Source organism: Prevotella dentalis DSM 3688, assembly GCF_000242335.1.
GTDB lineage: Bacteria > Bacteroidota > Bacteroidia > Bacteroidales > Bacteroidaceae > Prevotella > Prevotella seregens.
In genome coordinates this window covers 1234470-1250703 of the sequence record NC_019968.1, presented here as the reverse complement: position 1 = coordinate 1250703, position 16234 = coordinate 1234470, and the positions used below count along the sequence as shown (strand labels likewise).

At 45.7% G+C, this 16234-nt stretch carries 18 protein-coding genes; 3 read left to right on the top strand and 15 right to left on the bottom strand.

From position 1 onward, the window contains the following. Nucleotides 1-87 precede the first annotated feature (87 nt). The 3 genes from PREDE_RS12330 to PREDE_RS12320 form a co-directional block, all read right to left on the bottom strand. Nucleotides 88-669, bottom strand: a complete 582-nt coding sequence (locus PREDE_RS12330; protein WP_005847815.1) for a hypothetical protein — start codon at nucleotides 667-669, stop codon at nucleotides 88-90. A 19-nt stretch (nucleotides 670-688) separates the two neighbouring features. Next, nucleotides 689-1039, bottom strand: a complete 351-nt coding sequence (locus PREDE_RS12325) for a hypothetical protein (protein ID WP_015310553.1) — start codon at nucleotides 1037-1039, stop codon at nucleotides 689-691. Between the two features lie 330 nt (nucleotides 1040-1369). Then, nucleotides 1370-2368: a metallophosphoesterase gene (locus tag PREDE_RS12320; protein WP_005847821.1), complete on the bottom strand. Its 999-nt coding sequence runs from the start codon at nucleotides 2366-2368 to the stop codon at nucleotides 1370-1372. Between the two features lie 371 nt (nucleotides 2369-2739). Between PREDE_RS12320 and PREDE_RS12315 the strand changes: the two genes are divergently transcribed. Together PREDE_RS12315 and PREDE_RS12310 are read left to right on the top strand one after the other, a co-directional pair. Then, complete coding sequence (locus PREDE_RS12315; protein WP_005847825.1) at nucleotides 2740-3285, top strand: hypothetical protein; 546 nt, start codon at nucleotides 2740-2742, stop codon at nucleotides 3283-3285. A gap of 106 nt (nucleotides 3286-3391) precedes the next feature. Beyond that, complete coding sequence (locus tag PREDE_RS12310; protein WP_015310552.1) at nucleotides 3392-3736, top strand: Arm DNA-binding domain-containing protein; 345 nt, start codon at nucleotides 3392-3394, stop codon at nucleotides 3734-3736. A gap of 358 nt (nucleotides 3737-4094) precedes the next feature. Here the strand turns inward: PREDE_RS12310 and PREDE_RS12305 are convergent, their stop codons facing one another. The 10 genes from PREDE_RS12305 to PREDE_RS12260 all read right to left on the bottom strand — a co-directional run bounded on the left by PREDE_RS12305 (nucleotide 4095) and on the right by PREDE_RS12260 (nucleotide 14987). Next, the gene (locus PREDE_RS12305; RefSeq protein ID WP_005847830.1) at nucleotides 4095-7787 is read right to left on the bottom strand and encodes a hypothetical protein; all 3693 of its coding nucleotides are present in this window, start codon (nucleotides 7785-7787) and stop codon (nucleotides 4095-4097) included. Between the two features lie 32 nt (nucleotides 7788-7819). Then, nucleotides 7820-8812 carry a tail fiber protein gene (locus PREDE_RS12300; RefSeq protein ID WP_005847832.1) on the bottom strand — a complete coding sequence of 331 codons (993 nt, stop codon included), beginning with the start codon at nucleotides 8810-8812 and terminating at the stop codon, nucleotides 7820-7822. Between the two features lie 4 nt (nucleotides 8813-8816). Beyond that, nucleotides 8817-9296, bottom strand: coding sequence for a hypothetical protein (locus PREDE_RS12295; RefSeq protein WP_005847834.1), 480 nt, complete (start codon nucleotides 9294-9296; stop codon nucleotides 8817-8819). A gap of 3 nt (nucleotides 9297-9299) precedes the next feature. Next, on the bottom strand, nucleotides 9300-10133 hold the full coding sequence (locus PREDE_RS12290) for a hypothetical protein (RefSeq protein WP_005847835.1): 834 nt from the start codon (nucleotides 10131-10133) through the stop codon (nucleotides 9300-9302). A gap of 8 nt (nucleotides 10134-10141) precedes the next feature. Next, nucleotides 10142-10432 carry a hypothetical protein gene (locus PREDE_RS12285; protein WP_005847837.1) on the bottom strand — a complete coding sequence of 97 codons (291 nt, stop codon included), beginning with the start codon at nucleotides 10430-10432 and terminating at the stop codon, nucleotides 10142-10144. Then, nucleotides 10432-10707, bottom strand: a complete 276-nt coding sequence (locus PREDE_RS12280) for a hypothetical protein (RefSeq protein ID WP_005847839.1) — start codon at nucleotides 10705-10707, stop codon at nucleotides 10432-10434. Before PREDE_RS12280 ends, PREDE_RS12285 begins: the two co-directional genes overlap by 1 nt. Continuing rightward, nucleotides 10704-11252, bottom strand: a complete 549-nt coding sequence (locus tag PREDE_RS12275; protein WP_235777539.1) for a hypothetical protein — start codon at nucleotides 11250-11252, stop codon at nucleotides 10704-10706. Before PREDE_RS12275 ends, PREDE_RS12280 begins: the two co-directional genes overlap by 4 nt. Before the next feature lie 11 nt (nucleotides 11253-11263). Further along, a complete protein-coding gene (locus PREDE_RS12270) occupies nucleotides 11264-12220 on the bottom strand; it encodes a hypothetical protein (protein ID WP_005847843.1) in 957 nt (318 codons plus the stop codon). Further along, nucleotides 12220-12591 (bottom strand): DUF6046 domain-containing protein, encoded by a 372-nt coding sequence (locus PREDE_RS14300; RefSeq protein ID WP_262498671.1) that lies wholly within the window; start codon nucleotides 12589-12591, stop codon nucleotides 12220-12222. Before PREDE_RS14300 ends, PREDE_RS12270 begins: the two co-directional genes overlap by 1 nt. Before the next feature lie 230 nt (nucleotides 12592-12821). After that, nucleotides 12822-14987 carry a phage tail tape measure protein gene (locus PREDE_RS12260; protein WP_005847847.1) on the bottom strand — a complete coding sequence of 722 codons (2166 nt, stop codon included), beginning with the start codon at nucleotides 14985-14987 and terminating at the stop codon, nucleotides 12822-12824. A gap of 43 nt (nucleotides 14988-15030) precedes the next feature. Here PREDE_RS12260 and PREDE_RS12255 point away from each other — a divergent pair, with 43 nt between their 5' ends. Continuing rightward, nucleotides 15031-15216, top strand: a complete 186-nt coding sequence (locus tag PREDE_RS12255; RefSeq protein ID WP_005847849.1) for a hypothetical protein — start codon at nucleotides 15031-15033, stop codon at nucleotides 15214-15216. A 211-nt stretch (nucleotides 15217-15427) separates the two neighbouring features. Here PREDE_RS12255 and PREDE_RS12250 read toward each other — a convergent pair whose 3' ends face one another. Both PREDE_RS12250 and PREDE_RS12245 read right to left on the bottom strand, forming a co-directional pair. Next, a complete protein-coding gene (locus tag PREDE_RS12250; RefSeq protein WP_005847853.1) occupies nucleotides 15428-15781 on the bottom strand; it encodes a hypothetical protein in 354 nt (117 codons plus the stop codon). Between the two features lie 11 nt (nucleotides 15782-15792). Next, nucleotides 15793-16233, bottom strand: coding sequence for a hypothetical protein (locus tag PREDE_RS12245; protein WP_005847855.1), 441 nt, complete (start codon nucleotides 16231-16233; stop codon nucleotides 15793-15795). Between the last annotated feature and the right edge of the window lies 1 nt (nucleotide 16234).

Below are 16234 nucleotides of genomic sequence, written 5' to 3'. Positions count from 1 at the left end.
AAAGGTACGGGTATCTGGCGAGAGTACCTTCACGCTTCCCCTAACAACCCAAAGTGTCAGGGGAAACGTCAGGATTTGAGGGGTCATTTATTCAAAGGTGAAGGTTCGGATGTAGAAATAGGTGTCGTCGTCCTCATACTCATATTCATTGATGAAGTCCATCATCTGCTCATCGGTTTGCTCACCCTGCTCAATGCCGGTCTTGGATGTCCATTCCCTGATGGCTTCTCCTATAGTGCCGTAAACATCATCGCAACAATCCTCAAATGGTTCGCCGGATGCACTGACGCAGCATTCTTCCGGAAAGTAATCGCCTTCATCGTGGGTGTAATAAACCTCACATCCGCACTCGCAACATCTGTAGGAAATGCTCAACTCATCATCCAGGAGTCGGTTTATCTCAAAGAAGAGGTCATTGCAAGCATCCCAGGCAGTTTCGGTCTCGAAAGAAAGCAGACTGGTGTCTTCATCCTCCTCATACTCTGCCCAATAGATGTGACCACGCACGCTGATGGACTTCTTCTGATAGTCGATTCCATAGTGCTTGGCAAGGTCATCCAGCCAGATGTTCCTGCTGTTCACCTCCATGCGCTGAAGAGTGTTCCAAAGGTTGCTTACAGCCTTTTTGGTTCCTGTGACCTTATAGGTCGTTGTTGCTTGATTTGCCATTGTCTTGTATATTTATTGATTACCATTCTGTATAATAATTCTGGTCGTTGGATTCACATTCCTCAGCCCATTCCTCGTCTGTGAAGTCGCTATGCAGACAATCCTTGCTGCAATAGTAGGCTACTCCCATGTCAGCGCAATAACCCTCACGCATCAGCTTGCCACACTCTGAGCATCGTCTGCAAGCCCTGTCGGTGTTCCACCAATAGTCTACGAAAGACTCTGCCACCACGTCCTCGCTTGTGTTTTCATCCCACTTGTCAAGATAGAATGAAGCAAACTTGTTCAACTCCTGCTCACTGAAGAGTTCCTTGTCTGTGCCGCTCACCGCCTGGGTAAGTCGGCTGAGAATTGATTTCATTGTAGTCATAATGCCATCTGATTTTATCTCCCTTTCGTAGATCAACTACTTCTGGGATGGTTAAAAATTATGTTGCATTCAGAAGGTGTTATGGCTATCCATACAAGGTTTTGTCTGCAAAATACTACCCGATAGGTGTGGAGATTTTTCAGCAAAGCAGCGCCCTGACCTTGTAAAGATAAGACAGAACCGTTACCTTCGCAACAGAATTCTTACCAATTCCCAGAAGTCGATGAATGAAATCCTCCTATAAAAAGACAATCCTTTCAGCAAGGAAAAGTATAAGCATAAAAAAAAGCGACCCGAAGGCCGCTCTTTATAAATCCACTAATCTCATTTTTACTTATGTTCAATTGTCAGCACTACATACTCCGACTGAGTACCTATGCGGAATTTTTCACCCCAGATTCCCATGCCCGAACTGATGTAGTATCGGGTATTTCCCTTTTGAAGTGGGCCATAGGCTTTCTCGTATAATGCATCAGTAATCCAGGAGACAGGCCAAACCTGTCCGTGATGGGTGTGACCACTAAACTGGAAGTCAATGCCGTTTCGTTCTGCCTCTTCCAAATGATAAGGCTGGTGGTCGAGAAGAATGAGAAACTCATTCGAATATTTCCTTTGATGCAAGTCAGAAATGAAGCCCTTCTTTCTGGCCTCTTCCATAATCATCGCCAAGGATTTGCGCTGCATATTCGTACGGTCGTCCCTGCCAATGATGCACAGATTGCCTATCTTTGCCACGCTATCCTGCAGCAACGTAATGCCTGCTTCACGATAAAATCGCCTTTCCTTAGGTTGGTTGCTGTAATACTCATGGTTGCCAAGACAAGCATAGACAGGGACTTTCAGACGATGAAATTCCTCAGCTATGTTCTCTTCTATCAAAGGACGGATGCTGATGTCTATGATGTCTCCGGCTATCAATATGAGGTCGGGCTGTTCAGCATTGATCATATCCACCCACTTTTTGAAGTCTGAACGGCGGTTGTGATAGCCGAGATGAAGATCGCTAAGGAGCACTATCTTAGTACTCTTCTTATCTGAGCTGATTGTCTTAACTGTCTTGATATCGATCTGTTCTCTCACCTTATTATTATAGTGTATGTTGCCATAGCCGAAAAGCAGCAGCATAACAGCTAAAATGCCGATGGAAGTATAACCATTGTCAAACAGCCATGCTTTAGGCACTATATGGACAAGGCGGCCAAAATCGAGCACGAGGAACAGCATCACCAGATACAACAGGATGAAGATAAAGGAAAAGTCCACTTCATAAACTGCAGTTGCAGCAAAAAGCGGCATTTTCTCTATCACTCCCGAAAAGGCGATGAACATGGTGCTGAATCATACAACTAAAACTCCCACTGCCACCCATTTCATGGCAATGGTAAAAGGCAGTAAATGCCACACTCGTCAAGCGGTATAAAGAACACCGACTATCGGCAATACCAGAAAGATAATCAACCAAATATATTTCATTGTTACTATATTGCTAAGCTCACATCAGAGCTTTATCTTATATTTTACGTATATTTATGTAAAGTGCAAAAATACTCTTTTATTTGGAAATAACCATGTTTATTTCAAAGAAAATCTGGTTTTTGCATACATTTTAACCTTTCTGCATAAAAATACAAAAAATTTGGTATTACCTGTTTATTTTAATATATTTGCATCGTTTTAATAGGGTATTAAAATGAAGCAGAATGATTAAAATGAGAAATGAAGTCATCATATTAGGAAGACCTATACAGCTGCAAGAACGGAAGAAGGCGCAGATGAAAGGTGTCACCATTGGAGATTCACTTGCATACAAGTTCTTCGATGGCGAATACCACGGTATGTCCTTGCTTTTCGCCGAACCAAAAGGAAAGGTAGCTCCACCACGCAGTTTGGCCATTACAGCAAGCAATCTCTCTTCACTGTTCCAGCTTCCTATCGTATTCCTGCTACAAACCTGCCCAGCTTATGAAAGGCAGAGACTCATAGACAAAGATATTTATTTCATAGTCTCGGACAAATACGTTCATTTGCCTATGCTTCTGGCTAATGAGCGCATCCGCAAGACCAAGCAGGCTAAGGCTCTGTCACCAGTAGCCCAATACCTGCTTCTCTATCATCTGCAGATAGAGAATATTGAAGGATTGGCTGCACGTGACATGGAGGATAAGATTCCATATTCCTATGCAAGCATTACGCTTGGAATAACTTGCCTTGAAGACTTGGGACTTTGCCAGATTAAAATTTGCTAAAAAAATTTGCAAGTACCGATAAATAAACGGTTTACAGCTGGTAGTTATTGCCCAAACTGTCCAAATAATGACGGTTTTTAATGACAAGTAATAATGACCAAATATAATGACCAGTATGCAGACGCAATTATTTATCAGTGCAATCACTTGCAACTTTAATTTGAGAAGGCCGAAAGTAGACAAGCCGACTAATGTCTATTGTGTTATCTACCAAAACGGCAAGCAGCATTATTTTGCCACTGGCTTGAAAGTAATGCCAGAGCAATGGAATAAAAAGAAACAAATAGCGATGGTCAGCAATACGTTGACCACGCTTGACAATCGTAACAATAATATCCTTAATGACAAGATAAAGCAGCTGAAAGGGTATTATCAAGAATATATTGATTACCTTTGCAACAATCCGGATGATACGGACAAACTATATAAATTTATATATCGAGATATATAATCGCAAAAACGAAAAATACAATTTTTCAAAACGAGATATACAGAAAACTCCTTTTTTCGTGGACTATAATGCTATATAAACGACATTCAAATGTATTTTGTATGCCGTTTAAATATAATAGAACTACTAAGAATTACACATTCAACTTAAATATTACGGATGTATTTTTCAATGGTAAATCAATCTATTATACGCTTAATCATAAAACGCACACAGCGTGACAGAGGACATTGGCCCCCAGTCATGCGCTGTGTGCGTTGTTAGTATGTAGGTGAGATGACTATTAACAGTCTGGGGGCTTTTTGTTTCCCCGCTTCAATTGACATTTATGCTCATTCTATATCAGGCAGCATATATGTTACAGGCCATCTGCTATTCCCATTCTGCTCAACAGCCTTTCAGCTATATCCTCAAATCCGGCATCCGACGGGTGTGTGCTTGCGCCTGTGGATTTTGTCATCTCGTATGTAGATGTGACGCTGAGTTTCTTTTCTGCTACGTTATCTTCGTAACTTTCGTAATGGAGCGGGTCTGAGGTGTATAGCGTGTTACCAACCTTAAAGCTAATTAGCAAAGTCTTTGTTTGGGTATTGTCTTTATAGCTTTCATAATCAAAACTCCTGGTTCCCGGCGTTGACATATAAACGTTTCCGACGTGGGATTTGTTTCCGTTTTTGTCGGCCAAATCCCTGATGTCGACGAGTGTTATGCCGTATTTGTCGCAAATGGCTTTTACCGCATCGTATCGTTCTTGATTATAATACCACGCAAATGTCCAGCTCACGCGCGCGTTTGGTGCCAGACTCCTCACGGTAGAAGCCAGCATTTCACCGCTCTTGCCCTTAAATATTTTAAATTTGTCGTCGGTATTGATATTGTCACCGACTTGAATATTCACCCATTGAACGTCATCAGTTAAAAGAGGGCGCAATTTATTGAAATAATTTTCAAGGTCTTGGTCACTTACTGAATGCTCAAACGGCGACGAGTAGAGTCTGTCTGCATGAAGCTGCTCTGACCCTAAAAGTTCCTGGAGCTTTGAGGTTATCCTATGGTAATAATCGTTTTCCGGTGCTGTTGCGTCCATTCCATACGTGCCGTGGCCAAACATAAGAGAGTTTCCCAGAAACAGGATATTATTCGGGATAACAGGTATTCCAACCAACTGTCCGTTCTTGTTTATTGCAAGCGAATATTTCTTCCCGTTAGGCGCAACCAAGTAATTGGATTTAACATCCAAAACAGTTTTCTCCAATTCTTCTACTTTTTTCTTGTTTGTTGCCGCTGTCGTATCAATACTTGCAAGGACTTCGTTCAACGATTTTCCATCTATGTCTGTAACGGCGTCATCTATAACCAAATTGTCAATGATTACACTTGCCGGATAATAGGGATTGCTGCTGCTTACGGCTAAAACAATGCTGAACGAGGTGTACCCTTGATAGACGGTATATGAAGCCGCATCAAACTGAAAAAGGCATTCTCCTTCATTAAAAGTTTTACTCGTTATGAAATGTCCGTCGCCGTACAGATACAAAGTCAGAGGAACTTTATTGCCTCCTTCCGCCTCACTCTTAATCAGCTTAAATTTTACATTTACCAAATTGGAGCCTTCTGGACTAAAATTGCCACAGGAAATACCCCTTGTTTTATTCTTGTCAGGCGAAGAAAATGTAATTCTTTCATCGCTAACGACCAAATCCGACGGAGCATTGTAACCGCCGAAATCCGATCCTGTCACGTATTTTGCAACCTTGCAAGTAACAAGATTAGTCGTAGTCTCCATGTTTTGAGGAACTAATTTGCCATATTCAATATATGGTTCATATTGTGTTCCATAATTGGCAGACGGCTTGAAGTCCTTACCCAGTGCATCTTTCCATCCTATATAATTATAAGCAAAGCGCACGAAGGCATCGCCCTCTTGATAAACGTATGCCGTACCCTTTTCATTACGGAGTCTTTTTTTGCCCGAATCATACACAGCGATGTCATAGAATTGGTTCGCGATGCTTGTTGCACTGTTGCCGTTCCCGTGGATGATATTTTTACCTTTCACACGGATAAATCCTGTGATGCAGTAATTGTTGTTGGATGTTTGTATTGCCACGCCATTTTCAATCATATACCCAGGCACAATTTCATCGGGATTGATTAAATTCTTGCTCTCAATGAATAATCCCTCTTTTATCTTTTGAATATCATTCTTAATGGGAACAATATCACCATCGTATTTTAATGCTGCGTTGGATATATTTTCTTTATTCCGCGCAACCATATTAATCAAAAAGTCTATCGCCGAAGCATATACACCCGAAATCCCGAGGTAATTATTGCCATAATTGGCAGACGGCTTAAAGTCAGCATTAAGAGCATCCCTCCAGTTGATGTGCTGATATGCAATTCTCACGAAGGCATCGCCCTCTTGATAAGAATATGTCGTACCCTTTTCTACTCTTAAAAATTCTTTGCTCGAATTGTAAACCGCAAAATCATTAAACGGCGCATTCATCTCGTAAGCACTTTCGCCTTTCCCGTGAACGATGTTTTTGCTTTTGCGCACCGGTATGAAATCTGAAATACAGTAATTCGGCTTTCCTCCACCATTGTGCACGGCACTGTCAATGTAACCGTTGTCGAGCAAGTTTATGTCTATCAGGTTAGACGTGTGTTCAAAAACTTCCGTATAGACATCATTCGTCTTGCCCTGCACTTTTTGGAGTATTTCTCCGATAGTCTGGTAAGATACAAATGGAGACAAGGAGTCCCCGTAATTTACCATAATCGTATCGGGATATTTGCCTGTAGTACGTACAAACGCGTCACCATTCTGGTAAATATATGTGTCTGTTGTTATTGCGCGAAGCAAATTCAAGTCCTTGTCATACACAGCAAATGAGCAAGTAACACCGCTATGGCTGGTATTCCCGGACGTTGTTATATTCATTCCGTTAACTTGTATATAATCGGATATGAACCACGCTTTTTTTGACGAATTGACTCCAATGCTGTTTACTTTACCAGTAGTCCCTAAATACTTATCGATTTGGCAGGTATTGGGATTTAACAGGTTTATACTGCTTATACCAATTTCACTATTGATAATGTTTAATAGCGTTCCAAGGTATTTTACCTTGTTAGGTACATTTTCCCAGTATTCGATATTACTTGACCACTCGCCATTGCAAGAATACCTTACATGCTGTCCGCTAAGGGCATCTATAAAAGCAATCGTCAGCCCTCCCCTCTGGAACCCGGCAGGGACAGCAGCGACAGCACTGTCCGCGCCTGCGGTTGTCTCCTCAATGGTTACAACGGCACCTGTTGTGCCCAGGTCAATACCGGGAGCCACTTTGGCCCCTACCGAATCTGCCACGATATCCACATAATCGTTGCCGGAAGCATAGGACACCGAATAGCCGGAATATGCCTCCGCGGCTATGGCCGCTGCAACAAGGGCCGGAGTGTTGTGCGTTGCACTCAAAGAAACCGTTGCGACATTGCCTCCCAGTGAAACTATAATGTCACCATCAACCGATGGGGGGTACTTGACGAACAGCCTTGCCGCCTGGGCCGTTCCGACCAAGGTGTACGCCTTGCCGTCATTATGGGCAGACACATCATACTCCGTTGCCATTTCAAACAGAGCTTTTCCCTGCTTGGCACTCAGCGCATTAGCCGAATCATCTGTGGTCAGATTGTCTATGACAGATGGCACATCTGCTTTTTTTGCATACTCAGCCAATGAGATTTTCTGTGCCCCGATATTATACCATGATCCATTCTTGTAGATGTGTTCCGTGAAGACTGTTGGGTCAGTCGTGCCAGGAACGATGTATACGGTTGTTGAACTGATATTGGTCGTGGGAAGCGTCTCGACCACTTGATAGTCAAACTTGGGAATGGCCGATAGCATTGCATTCAGTTCCTCTTTGGAATAGGCCTCTGATTTGTGGAAGAACGAATCGAATATTGCCGCGAACCGGTCACCCGTGGGATGCTGCCCGTTGGCAAACCACTTCTTCAGTTGTGAAATACTTGTAATTGCCATTATAATTGCTTTAAATATTGTTCTAATATCGTTTATGAGATTCTGATGATGTAAGTCAGTACATAGAATGGAGGCCTGTTTTCATGGGCTAAGCCACCACCGGTAGTGTCGGTAGCGTGCTGCTGGAAATACATCTTGGTATTGTCATCATCCGTCCCGCCATTACTGCCCACACCTTTGTCAACCGGGATATAGTTTGTTGATGTAGAGGCATCCTGCTCGCGATAATAATAATCATTGAAGTTATGCGAGTGGCTGGGTATTTCATCTATTGTCAGGACATGATCCTTTTCGCCACCCACGGCACCGATGGCATTATAATCCGCGTCCTCATCATTCTTGCCGACAATGAACTTAGATCTGAGATCAGGGAGACGGAAATAGCCTTCCTCTGTCATATATGTAGTGCCGTTGGGAGCTTTTCCATTATTGAATTGCTTGCCTATCGATGCATAAAGTTTGGGGTAGTCCGCTATTTTCAGTTTCGTACCATCGCATACATGATAGTTGTCCGGAATGATACTACCGGCAAACATGTGTACCGTACCATAGGGCGGAGGGGCCACCTCTACGATGTCGGCAGCTTCTTTCTTCTGTAGGGCCAACAATGCGGCGTTCAGCTCCTGCGTAGAAACCAGTTGCTCGAAGTCCTCCCATGAGTATTGTTCAGTGCCCGCTCCAGGGACCAAGGTCCTTTCGGTATAGGCCGTAGTGTATTGGAAATCCTGTACAGTAACCGGTATCGAGGTCTCTTTCACATGTATCAATGTAGCCCCAACACCACCCTCAAAGTAGATAACCTCTCCACTATCCTGAGCATTGGTTCTGAGAAACACGTATCCTTCCGACCGGGTGGACTTGTCTTCGCTGAGCTCGCATCCGGAGAGTATGATTTTGTCGCCGGAGACAAGGCCAAGCATCTGCATCATAATAATATTGTTCTGCAGATAGTCAAGCGTACTGCAATCAAGGGGAAAGTCCTTGTTCAATTGCGTCAGGTAATTGCCTAAAGTCTGTTTCATCATCTATCTATTGATAATTAATTTTCCATTTCATACCAGCCAACTTGTAGCTATTTACCATAGCCGTCAGCCTATCTGCATATATCATCAGGTCCCAGGGAACATTGACAAGAAACGAATATTCCGACAACCCCTGATATCCACGTAAGTTAAGAATGACAGCATTGCCATTCCCTTGGTGAGCCAATATACACTGCTTTCCAAATTTTCTTGTATAAATGAGCAATGGGTCATGCTCGGCAGCATCACTCACCGAAATTCTTCTGTCATCAGAATCGAACGTGTCGTTCAAAAGTCCCCTGAGGTAACAGACCTGCCCATTATACTTCAATGTAGATTCTGTCTGTTCACAGAATACTTGATAGTCTGATTGCAAGACTCGGACACCTTGTATCAGCGAGCTTGTAAGAGCAATGATACCCTTCTTCCGGAGAGCCGTGGGAAGAAGCAATAACGCTAACTTACGAAAATCAACCTTTGTTGCCATTGTCTAATCTGCTATCATATTGATATTAATTTCTCCAGGAGTGAAGTATCCTGAATAAGGAATATACCTTGCGTTGATGGCAATGGCACTCCCAGTCGTAGCAATACGCGCACAGGAGGATTTCATCTCCACGACCTTGACACCATCCAGTTCCTGGATCTTGTCGATGAGGGCCATGTTTGAATAGACTCCATCAAATGGCAAATTCTGCACATAGTTCCGGACGGCCTCCAGGCAGTCCTGTCTCAACGATGCCGGACTCTTCATGGCACTATAGTAGACATCAATGTCGCAGTCGAACTTGTCAGGCATAGCATTGATGAGTTTAAACCTTACCCCGACATCCTTAATTTCATTGATGTAGGCTGTCAGTTGGGGTTCTAAGTCATTTTCAAGTGGTATCCGAGCGTTTTCTGTGCCACCAGCCACCTTTATAATTAGCAGGTTCGATGCCGGAGACTCTGATGCTGCTGCATACTTAACTACTTTGGCGGTATTGATTTCTTCCTCTGACATTCCTGTTGTGTCATAAGTATCTGAGTCAGGAGCAAGCGTCTTATCCCGCATAAAGCCCAACATCATATTCCGATACCATTTAGCTGTATGTGGCTTCATATTGGAGATTTTAACTTCTACCTCATTTCTGAAACTCTCAAACAAAGCCTCATGAGTCCACATCGCTACGGCAACGATATACAATAAAAGGCTCTCAAGGCTCACCTTGCTGAACACATCATAGAAGGCCTTACCAATCTCAAAGCCGTAAATGGCTGCAAGATCCTCGTTTCGCATGAAGTCATCCATCATGCCATCCTTAATTTCCGTTATAGTTCTCATTGCCTTATCTATATACTGACCTCAAAATCAACACCCACGCACATCTCCCCGATACCGGAAGGCGAATAGCCAGCCAACTCATCCAGAGATGTTGCTGTGGCAGGCCTAATGCCTTGCATGTCATATTGTTGTTTTACCTTCGTGTCAATGATAGGTGCCGTTGACAGTTCAAGACCATCAGACAAATCATCCGACACGGATATACCGTTCCTGACCGCAAGGTCCATCCCTGCTTCCACGCTGCCCGCCGTCTGCAGGGCAATATCAAGCAAACTTTGTCTGTCTTGTACTTGCTGCATTATTCAATACTTATTGTATCCCCATCAGTTGTAACCTTGTTGACCATGATTCCACAGAACCTGAGCATCCTCTTAACCTCAATGGGCCAAAAGACATCGCCTGACCCGCCGAGCATCCTCCTTGCCTCTCCTCCAAGCAATGGCCATTCTTTCCACTCACCACGGTTGGATGCCAGCACCGTCTCGACAATCTGCTCATCCGTGTCACCTATGACCATTCCCCCATGTCCAACCAGAATATCACCAGTTACGCTATCAAGTAAAATCCCAATCATTGCCTTACCCTTTCATTTTCATAGTCGTTCCTCGTGCTTTCAATGAGCGGAGCTGCACTCCATGAAGACGCCAACGCCTTGAGCGAGGCCCCACCATCCTGTGGAATAGGAGACCAAGACATCATAAGCTCTTTCAATCTATTGATGTCCCTTTCGATGAGGTTAAACCTGCGTGTAAGCTCTTCCACTTTGACAAGCCCTCCCAGATTTCCACCATTTAGGATTATACCATCGTCATTAACCAGCAGGCTGTTGTCTATACCGGAGACAGTTACCCGCACTTCCTCGACGTCATCACAGAGCAAGACAATTCCCGATGATCCATTGTCTGTAAACCCGACGATGACATAGCTGCCCATTCTTGGAATCTGCACACATCCCAATGAGCTTCCCTGGTTGGCCTGCAGGTTCATTCCAAGCAATGGTGCACCTTCATCCAATGGTGCGACGTCTACGGTTCTGGCCTCTCTGTCGATGGCAGTCACCTCTCCGACCGTTATGCCGAGGGAGGTTCCTCCGCTACCGGAAGCAAGATGCCTTATCATATCCGCAATATTCATTCCGCAACCCTCCTTCCTAAGGTGATTTCCTGACGGTATCCACCGGCACCATATTTGATGACATTCCTGTCAACCATATAAACACCTTTGCGGATACCATCCAACTTGATTCCGATGCAATCCAGTTTGTCCACCAGCTTATAACCGAAAGTTGTAATGTTTCCTTTGAGACCATCCCGTTTCAAACGGGCCAGTTCCTGCTCAGCCCAAGCCTTTAGCTCTGATTCCGTTTTATTATAGGTATGAAGCGTGCGCAGTTCTCCATCTGCATCTCCCACTTCCACCCTGATTTTCTTATTATCAGGCATCAGCGACACAGCCTTCACTTTGATTCTCATGTTCTGCGCCTGTTGCTGCTCCAGTGCCTGGTCACTGATGATGTTGACACCCGTGGAAAAGACCTGGGAAATCTGAGCCTCCCGCTCAAAAAGGACACCGCAGTAGAGAACAGTCCTGCCACCCTCATATTTGAAGAATGATCGGACGCCTTGCTCCTGCAGCTTTCCCAATAATGAGGCCACGGTGTCGGCTGTCACTCGATAGGCTCCAAGCCGCTGCTCTCCCATGACTTTTATTTCATAGGGAAGTCCCTGATCTTTCAGTAAGGTACCAAGATCTACACTCCTATATGATTTTTTCTTGGCCGGAGTCTGCTTCAGCACGAACATCTCATCCTCGCAACTAATGACTACCGGAGTCTTACATGACACGTCACGGACGTATCCGACAAATGCAAGCTCGTTGTTTCCATCATAGCCCAACGATACCCTGACCCGGTCGCCACGATGTACAGGTATCGCCGCCTGACCGTCCCATTTGATTTTCTTGGGAAGGGTGATCCGGCACTCGTCGGTCAACTTACCTGTATCCCGGCTTATCTCCACCTCGGATACCCAGTTGAACCTCCAGTGTCGGTCTCCTGCAATTTCAATATCTGCCGTAAGGATATACATTAATACTCGCTGCTGAAAATATTATAGTCACTGTCTGACACTGCGGACAGACTGATTTGCTGATAGTTGCTTTCAGTGGCCTGAGCCACGTCAAAGCCTTTAATGACAATCCTGTCGATGTTGAAGAGGTCGAAGAAAGTGCTGTAGACCTTGATGGCATGCTTTTCTTCCATAAAGACATGCAATTGCCTGATCCCATCTTCCGGATATCGGTCGGTTATGGTTCCATTTTCTGTGGCAAGAATGCCGACAAGTATGTTGACCTGATAGTCGCCTTGATTGATATATTCCTTGACTGTACCATCCATCCCGACTAATGCCGTCATGACAATCTCCTTTTGCTGGCTGATGGCTACAATTGCATCATTCATGACAAGACGTTCTCCATCTTCCTTCTCGAATGTCAGCTCACACAAGGCGTATCTTCCTTCCCAGTAACTCTTATCCGTGATTGGGGTCGCCACGTCATTAGGTGAGATACGGCTTCCTCGGTTACTCCAGTCTGGTGCCTGTCCGGTCCTTGCCGGATGGAACTTGTAAAGTGGGCCCTTGGCCTGTATGGCAGTACCTGCTGCTACAAATTTGAAACTGATAGGTAACATCACACAGCTAAATTAGTATCGTTGATTGCTGACAGAAGAGCCTGCTCAATGGCTTCCTTCACTTTTTCCGTCCCCTCGCTGAGGGTTGTGGTATGAACCTCCAGACGCTCCACGAGTTTATCGATATTGACAGTTATATTCCTGACTGCCCCACTACTACTCGAGTTGGATGTCTCTTTGGCCTTTGAAAGTGTATTTCCGGTTGGATTAATAGCTCCTCCCGCGATAGCGGGTATCGCCGGCAATCCACTTGTGGGTGTATTTGAGTTCTTTGCCGCATTTGCGTTTTTTGATTTCTTTTGTACAGTTCTTGCATTGCTGGAAATCTCTTCATTGTAAGCGTTATTGAATGCCTGTCCTATCTGCTTGCCAAAATCAGAAAAAGTATTCTTCAGTCTACCTAAAGCTTTGGTAATTCCGTCACCATCCAGTTTAAATGTAGCCTTGATGAGCTCGCCCAATGCAGAGAAAGTTGCCAGGGCCTGCTGGCCGATGGCGGTGAAGAAGGTCTTAAAGGCTGCCCATAAGCCTTTCAGCACAGCCCTGAATGTGGCGGAAGTATTCCAGAAGTATATTCCCAATGCAGCCAATGCCGCAATGGCCGCTGCCACCCATCCGATGATGGGGATGTTCATGATGGCGATACCTATGGCACGACATGCAGATACGGCACTCAACTTGAATGCTCCGAAAGCTGCGGAAGCAATTCCCGAGAATGATGCAGATGCTGTTCCGCCGGTCACTAAGGACAGAGCCAGAAAGCCGAGCCCTTTTACTGCCTGCATTACACCCACGGTGGCGAACCTCACCAATTGAAGAGCTGCTCTCCCCATATTGCCAATGAATCCCAGAGATATGCCATTGTTCAGTGCGGTGGCAGATGTCATCAAGGTCATGGACAGCACTGCGTTTCTCAAAGCTCCCACGATACCCGTCCACATGGCTCCCCATTTCATGGCACCGATTCCGGACATCAATTGGCCGCAGACCTGCAGCAATGGCATCAGTTGGGCGAAAGGTACGAGTAACTGGGTAAGGGCACTTATCCACAGAGTGGTGTCACCACTCATCTGAAAGATTGCAATTTTCGCATCTTCTATCCGCTGATTGATACGCTTCTGACGTTCCTCATAGCTACTCATGACGATGGCAGCCTGTTCCTCCGCACTCTTAGTTCCGGTTACGGCTGCGGTGAGCCTTCCCAACTCGCCGGTACCCTGCACAAGGGCACGGGCAGCGTTGGCGTTCTCCATTCCAAAGAGTTTACTGAACAGGGCGCTGTCATTCAATACAGGCTTGAGCATTTCCAGACGTGACTTGAGGGAGAGACTGTTATCCCCCAACTTGAGAATGTCTATACCGGCAGCCTTCAAAGCCTCCTGTGTCTCCTTTGGCAGGAAACGGCCTTGACCAAGAATGGCCAGCGTGTTCCGGAGAGCCACTCCGCCTTCCGAGCCTTTCTTGCCAGCCTTGTCAAGGACTTGTATGGCGGCATTCGTCTCCTCAAAGGAAACGTTGGCAGCCTTGGCAGCCATACCACTCTGTTCCAGGGCGGCCTTGATTGCCGGAAGCTCTGCTGATCCTTCCTGACCCGCGGCTGCCATGACGTTCATCATCCTGGCCATCTCCTGACTGGCTTTCATTGGATCGGCAAGGCTTACGCCGTACTGGTTCATGGCCGTGGTCAGAACCTCTGCGGCAGCTGTGCCGTCGTTGCCCATGAGCTTGCTTGTGGTCTGTATGGAATCCCCCATAGCCTTCAGCGCTTTCGGACTCTTGGCAAGTTCCGGAGTCAATTGGGACAAAAGGAGTTTGTAACCCTCCACGGCCACTCCGGCATCTGTGCCGAAAGCCTTGGCACTGCCTCGGGCATATCCTTCAATCTCCTTGAGGGCATTACCGGTCACACCAGCAACGGCACTGAGGTCGTGCATCTGGCTGTCCAGACGCACTCCTCCTTGTCCTAAAGCCTGGAAACCGCTGCTTACATTCTGAATCGTCGTATTGACCAAATCGAAGGTGGCCAGCCTGCTTGCAAAGCGATGCAACGTTTTGTCTACACCTTCCACAGAAGCTGAGAATTGCCCAGTCTTTTCAGTTATTCCATCAATTGTGCTGGAATAATTCCCATGAAGATTGAAAATGTAGTCAAAAACAGTTGCCATATCAGTTTTTATTCATATATTTGCAGCATATAAATCACAGCAGATGGAAACAATGGTAGCCTTTTTATTACGGGCATTTCTGTTCATCGTTTACGGAATGGCAATAGTTGCTATCCCGTTTGCGCTGTTCAAATTGTTCCGCATGTTCTATCTGATGTGTAAGCCTGGGAAGAGAAATGCCGGTTCCGGACTTCCTTGGTGGGTCATTTGGCCAACCATTCGTCATTAACGGCTTTTTCCTGGATTGTCACTGGCACTACCTGACAACAACATCTTCCAATTCTCACCTCTCCATCGTTCCAGCCAAATGGCCTGGGCATAAAGTGCAGCCCAGTCCTCATAGCTCCCGGCCGTCGGATCCACATGCAGGTTGCTCCTGATTAGGGCACAGCCCTTTTCAAAGCCGTTCACATCGTCACGGTCTGAAAGAAGGTGTGCCTCTACAAGTTTTTTAGGGATGACATGCAGCCGCTGATCATCTGGGCAAGCTGAGTCTGCATGGCCATAAAGAGAATGGCATCCTGCATCATCTGCTCGTCACCGCCCAGCCAGCAGTTCTTGGCCAGCGTCTCGGCGGCAGTCACCTCATCGGTCTTTCCCAGCTTTGTCACGGCCGACATGACAGCCATGTTTGGGCGGTGGAAATAGCCTACATGGAGTTCCTCACCATCGAGCACGTCAATGCGGATGACTTTCTTGTACCTGGACTTCCATCCGGAAATCGCTTCTTCGGTAACGCCTCCGTCAAAAGTCTGTTTGGGAGCCGTTGTCGTTTTCTTTTGTTCCTGATTCATAATCTCAGATGTTACTTGTTATACTCTATGTGCGAGGGGATGAGGTCCAGTTCCACTTCCTGTCCGGTGTCTCCTTCCTTCCACTCACGGGAATTATTCTTGAACGAGCAGTTGCGGATCTTGTCTGTCGTGACAATCCCGCTGTCGGGGAGATATTGCACGGTAATGTCGAAGGGCGCAATGTCCTGGATACGTCCGTTGGGAACCTGCCGCTGGATGGCCTCCACCTCTTCCTGGTAAAGGGTAATCTTGGCCGATGGAGTAATACGCCCCTTGGAACGTCCGATGGGATAGCGCCCCGCACCGTACTTGTTCTCTACCTCCTGATCCTCGCCATAGTTGATAGCGACGATACCGGTCACCGGTACACCGGCGATGGAGCAAACCACGTCTGCCCAGGAGTACATCATCCCATTGACCATAGGGATGCCGTTATTGATGATACTTGCCATT

Excerpts from the sequence above, each read along its gene's own strand:
- PREDE_RS12330 (WP_005847815.1), bottom strand. The coding sequence starts at position 669 with ATGGCAAATCAAGCAACAACGACCTATAAGGTCACAGGAACCAAAAAG.
- PREDE_RS12325 (WP_015310553.1), bottom strand. The coding sequence starts at position 1,039 with ATGACTACAATGAAATCAATTCTCAGCCGACTTACCCAGGCGGTGAGC.
- PREDE_RS12320 (WP_005847821.1), bottom strand. The coding sequence starts at position 2,368 with ATGTTCATCGCCTTTTCGGGAGTGATAGAGAAAATGCCGCTTTTTGCT.
- PREDE_RS12315 (WP_005847825.1), top strand. The coding sequence starts at position 2,740 with ATGATTAAAATGAGAAATGAAGTCATCATATTAGGAAGACCTATACAG.
- PREDE_RS12310 (WP_015310552.1), top strand. The coding sequence starts at position 3,392 with ATGACCAGTATGCAGACGCAATTATTTATCAGTGCAATCACTTGCAAC.
- PREDE_RS12305 (WP_005847830.1), bottom strand. The coding sequence starts at position 7,787 with ATGGCAATTACAAGTATTTCACAACTGAAGAAGTGGTTTGCCAACGGG.
- PREDE_RS12300 (WP_005847832.1), bottom strand. The coding sequence starts at position 8,812 with ATGATGAAACAGACTTTAGGCAATTACCTGACGCAATTGAACAAGGAC.
- PREDE_RS12295 (WP_005847834.1), bottom strand. The coding sequence starts at position 9,296 with ATGGCAACAAAGGTTGATTTTCGTAAGTTAGCGTTATTGCTTCTTCCC.
- PREDE_RS12290 (WP_005847835.1), bottom strand. The coding sequence starts at position 10,133 with ATGAGAACTATAACGGAAATTAAGGATGGCATGATGGATGACTTCATG.
- PREDE_RS12285 (WP_005847837.1), bottom strand. The coding sequence starts at position 10,432 with ATGCAGCAAGTACAAGACAGACAAAGTTTGCTTGATATTGCCCTGCAG.
- PREDE_RS12280 (WP_005847839.1), bottom strand. The coding sequence starts at position 10,707 with ATGATTGGGATTTTACTTGATAGCGTAACTGGTGATATTCTGGTTGGA.
- PREDE_RS12275 (WP_235777539.1), bottom strand. The coding sequence starts at position 11,252 with ATGATAAGGCATCTTGCTTCCGGTAGCGGAGGAACCTCCCTCGGCATA.
- PREDE_RS12270 (WP_005847843.1), bottom strand. The coding sequence starts at position 12,220 with ATGTATATCCTTACGGCAGATATTGAAATTGCAGGAGACCGACACTGG.
- PREDE_RS14300 (WP_262498671.1), bottom strand. The coding sequence starts at position 12,591 with ATGAATGATGCAATTGTAGCCATCAGCCAGCAAAAGGAGATTGTCATG.
- PREDE_RS12260 (WP_005847847.1), bottom strand. The coding sequence starts at position 14,987 with ATGGCAACTGTTTTTGACTACATTTTCAATCTTCATGGGAATTATTCC.
- PREDE_RS12255 (WP_005847849.1), top strand. The coding sequence starts at position 15,031 with ATGGAAACAATGGTAGCCTTTTTATTACGGGCATTTCTGTTCATCGTT.
- PREDE_RS12250 (WP_005847853.1), bottom strand. The coding sequence starts at position 15,781 with ATGAATCAGGAACAAAAGAAAACGACAACGGCTCCCAAACAGACTTTT.
- PREDE_RS12245 (WP_005847855.1), bottom strand. The coding sequence starts at position 16,233 with ATGGCAAGTATCATCAATAACGGCATCCCTATGGTCAATGGGATGATG.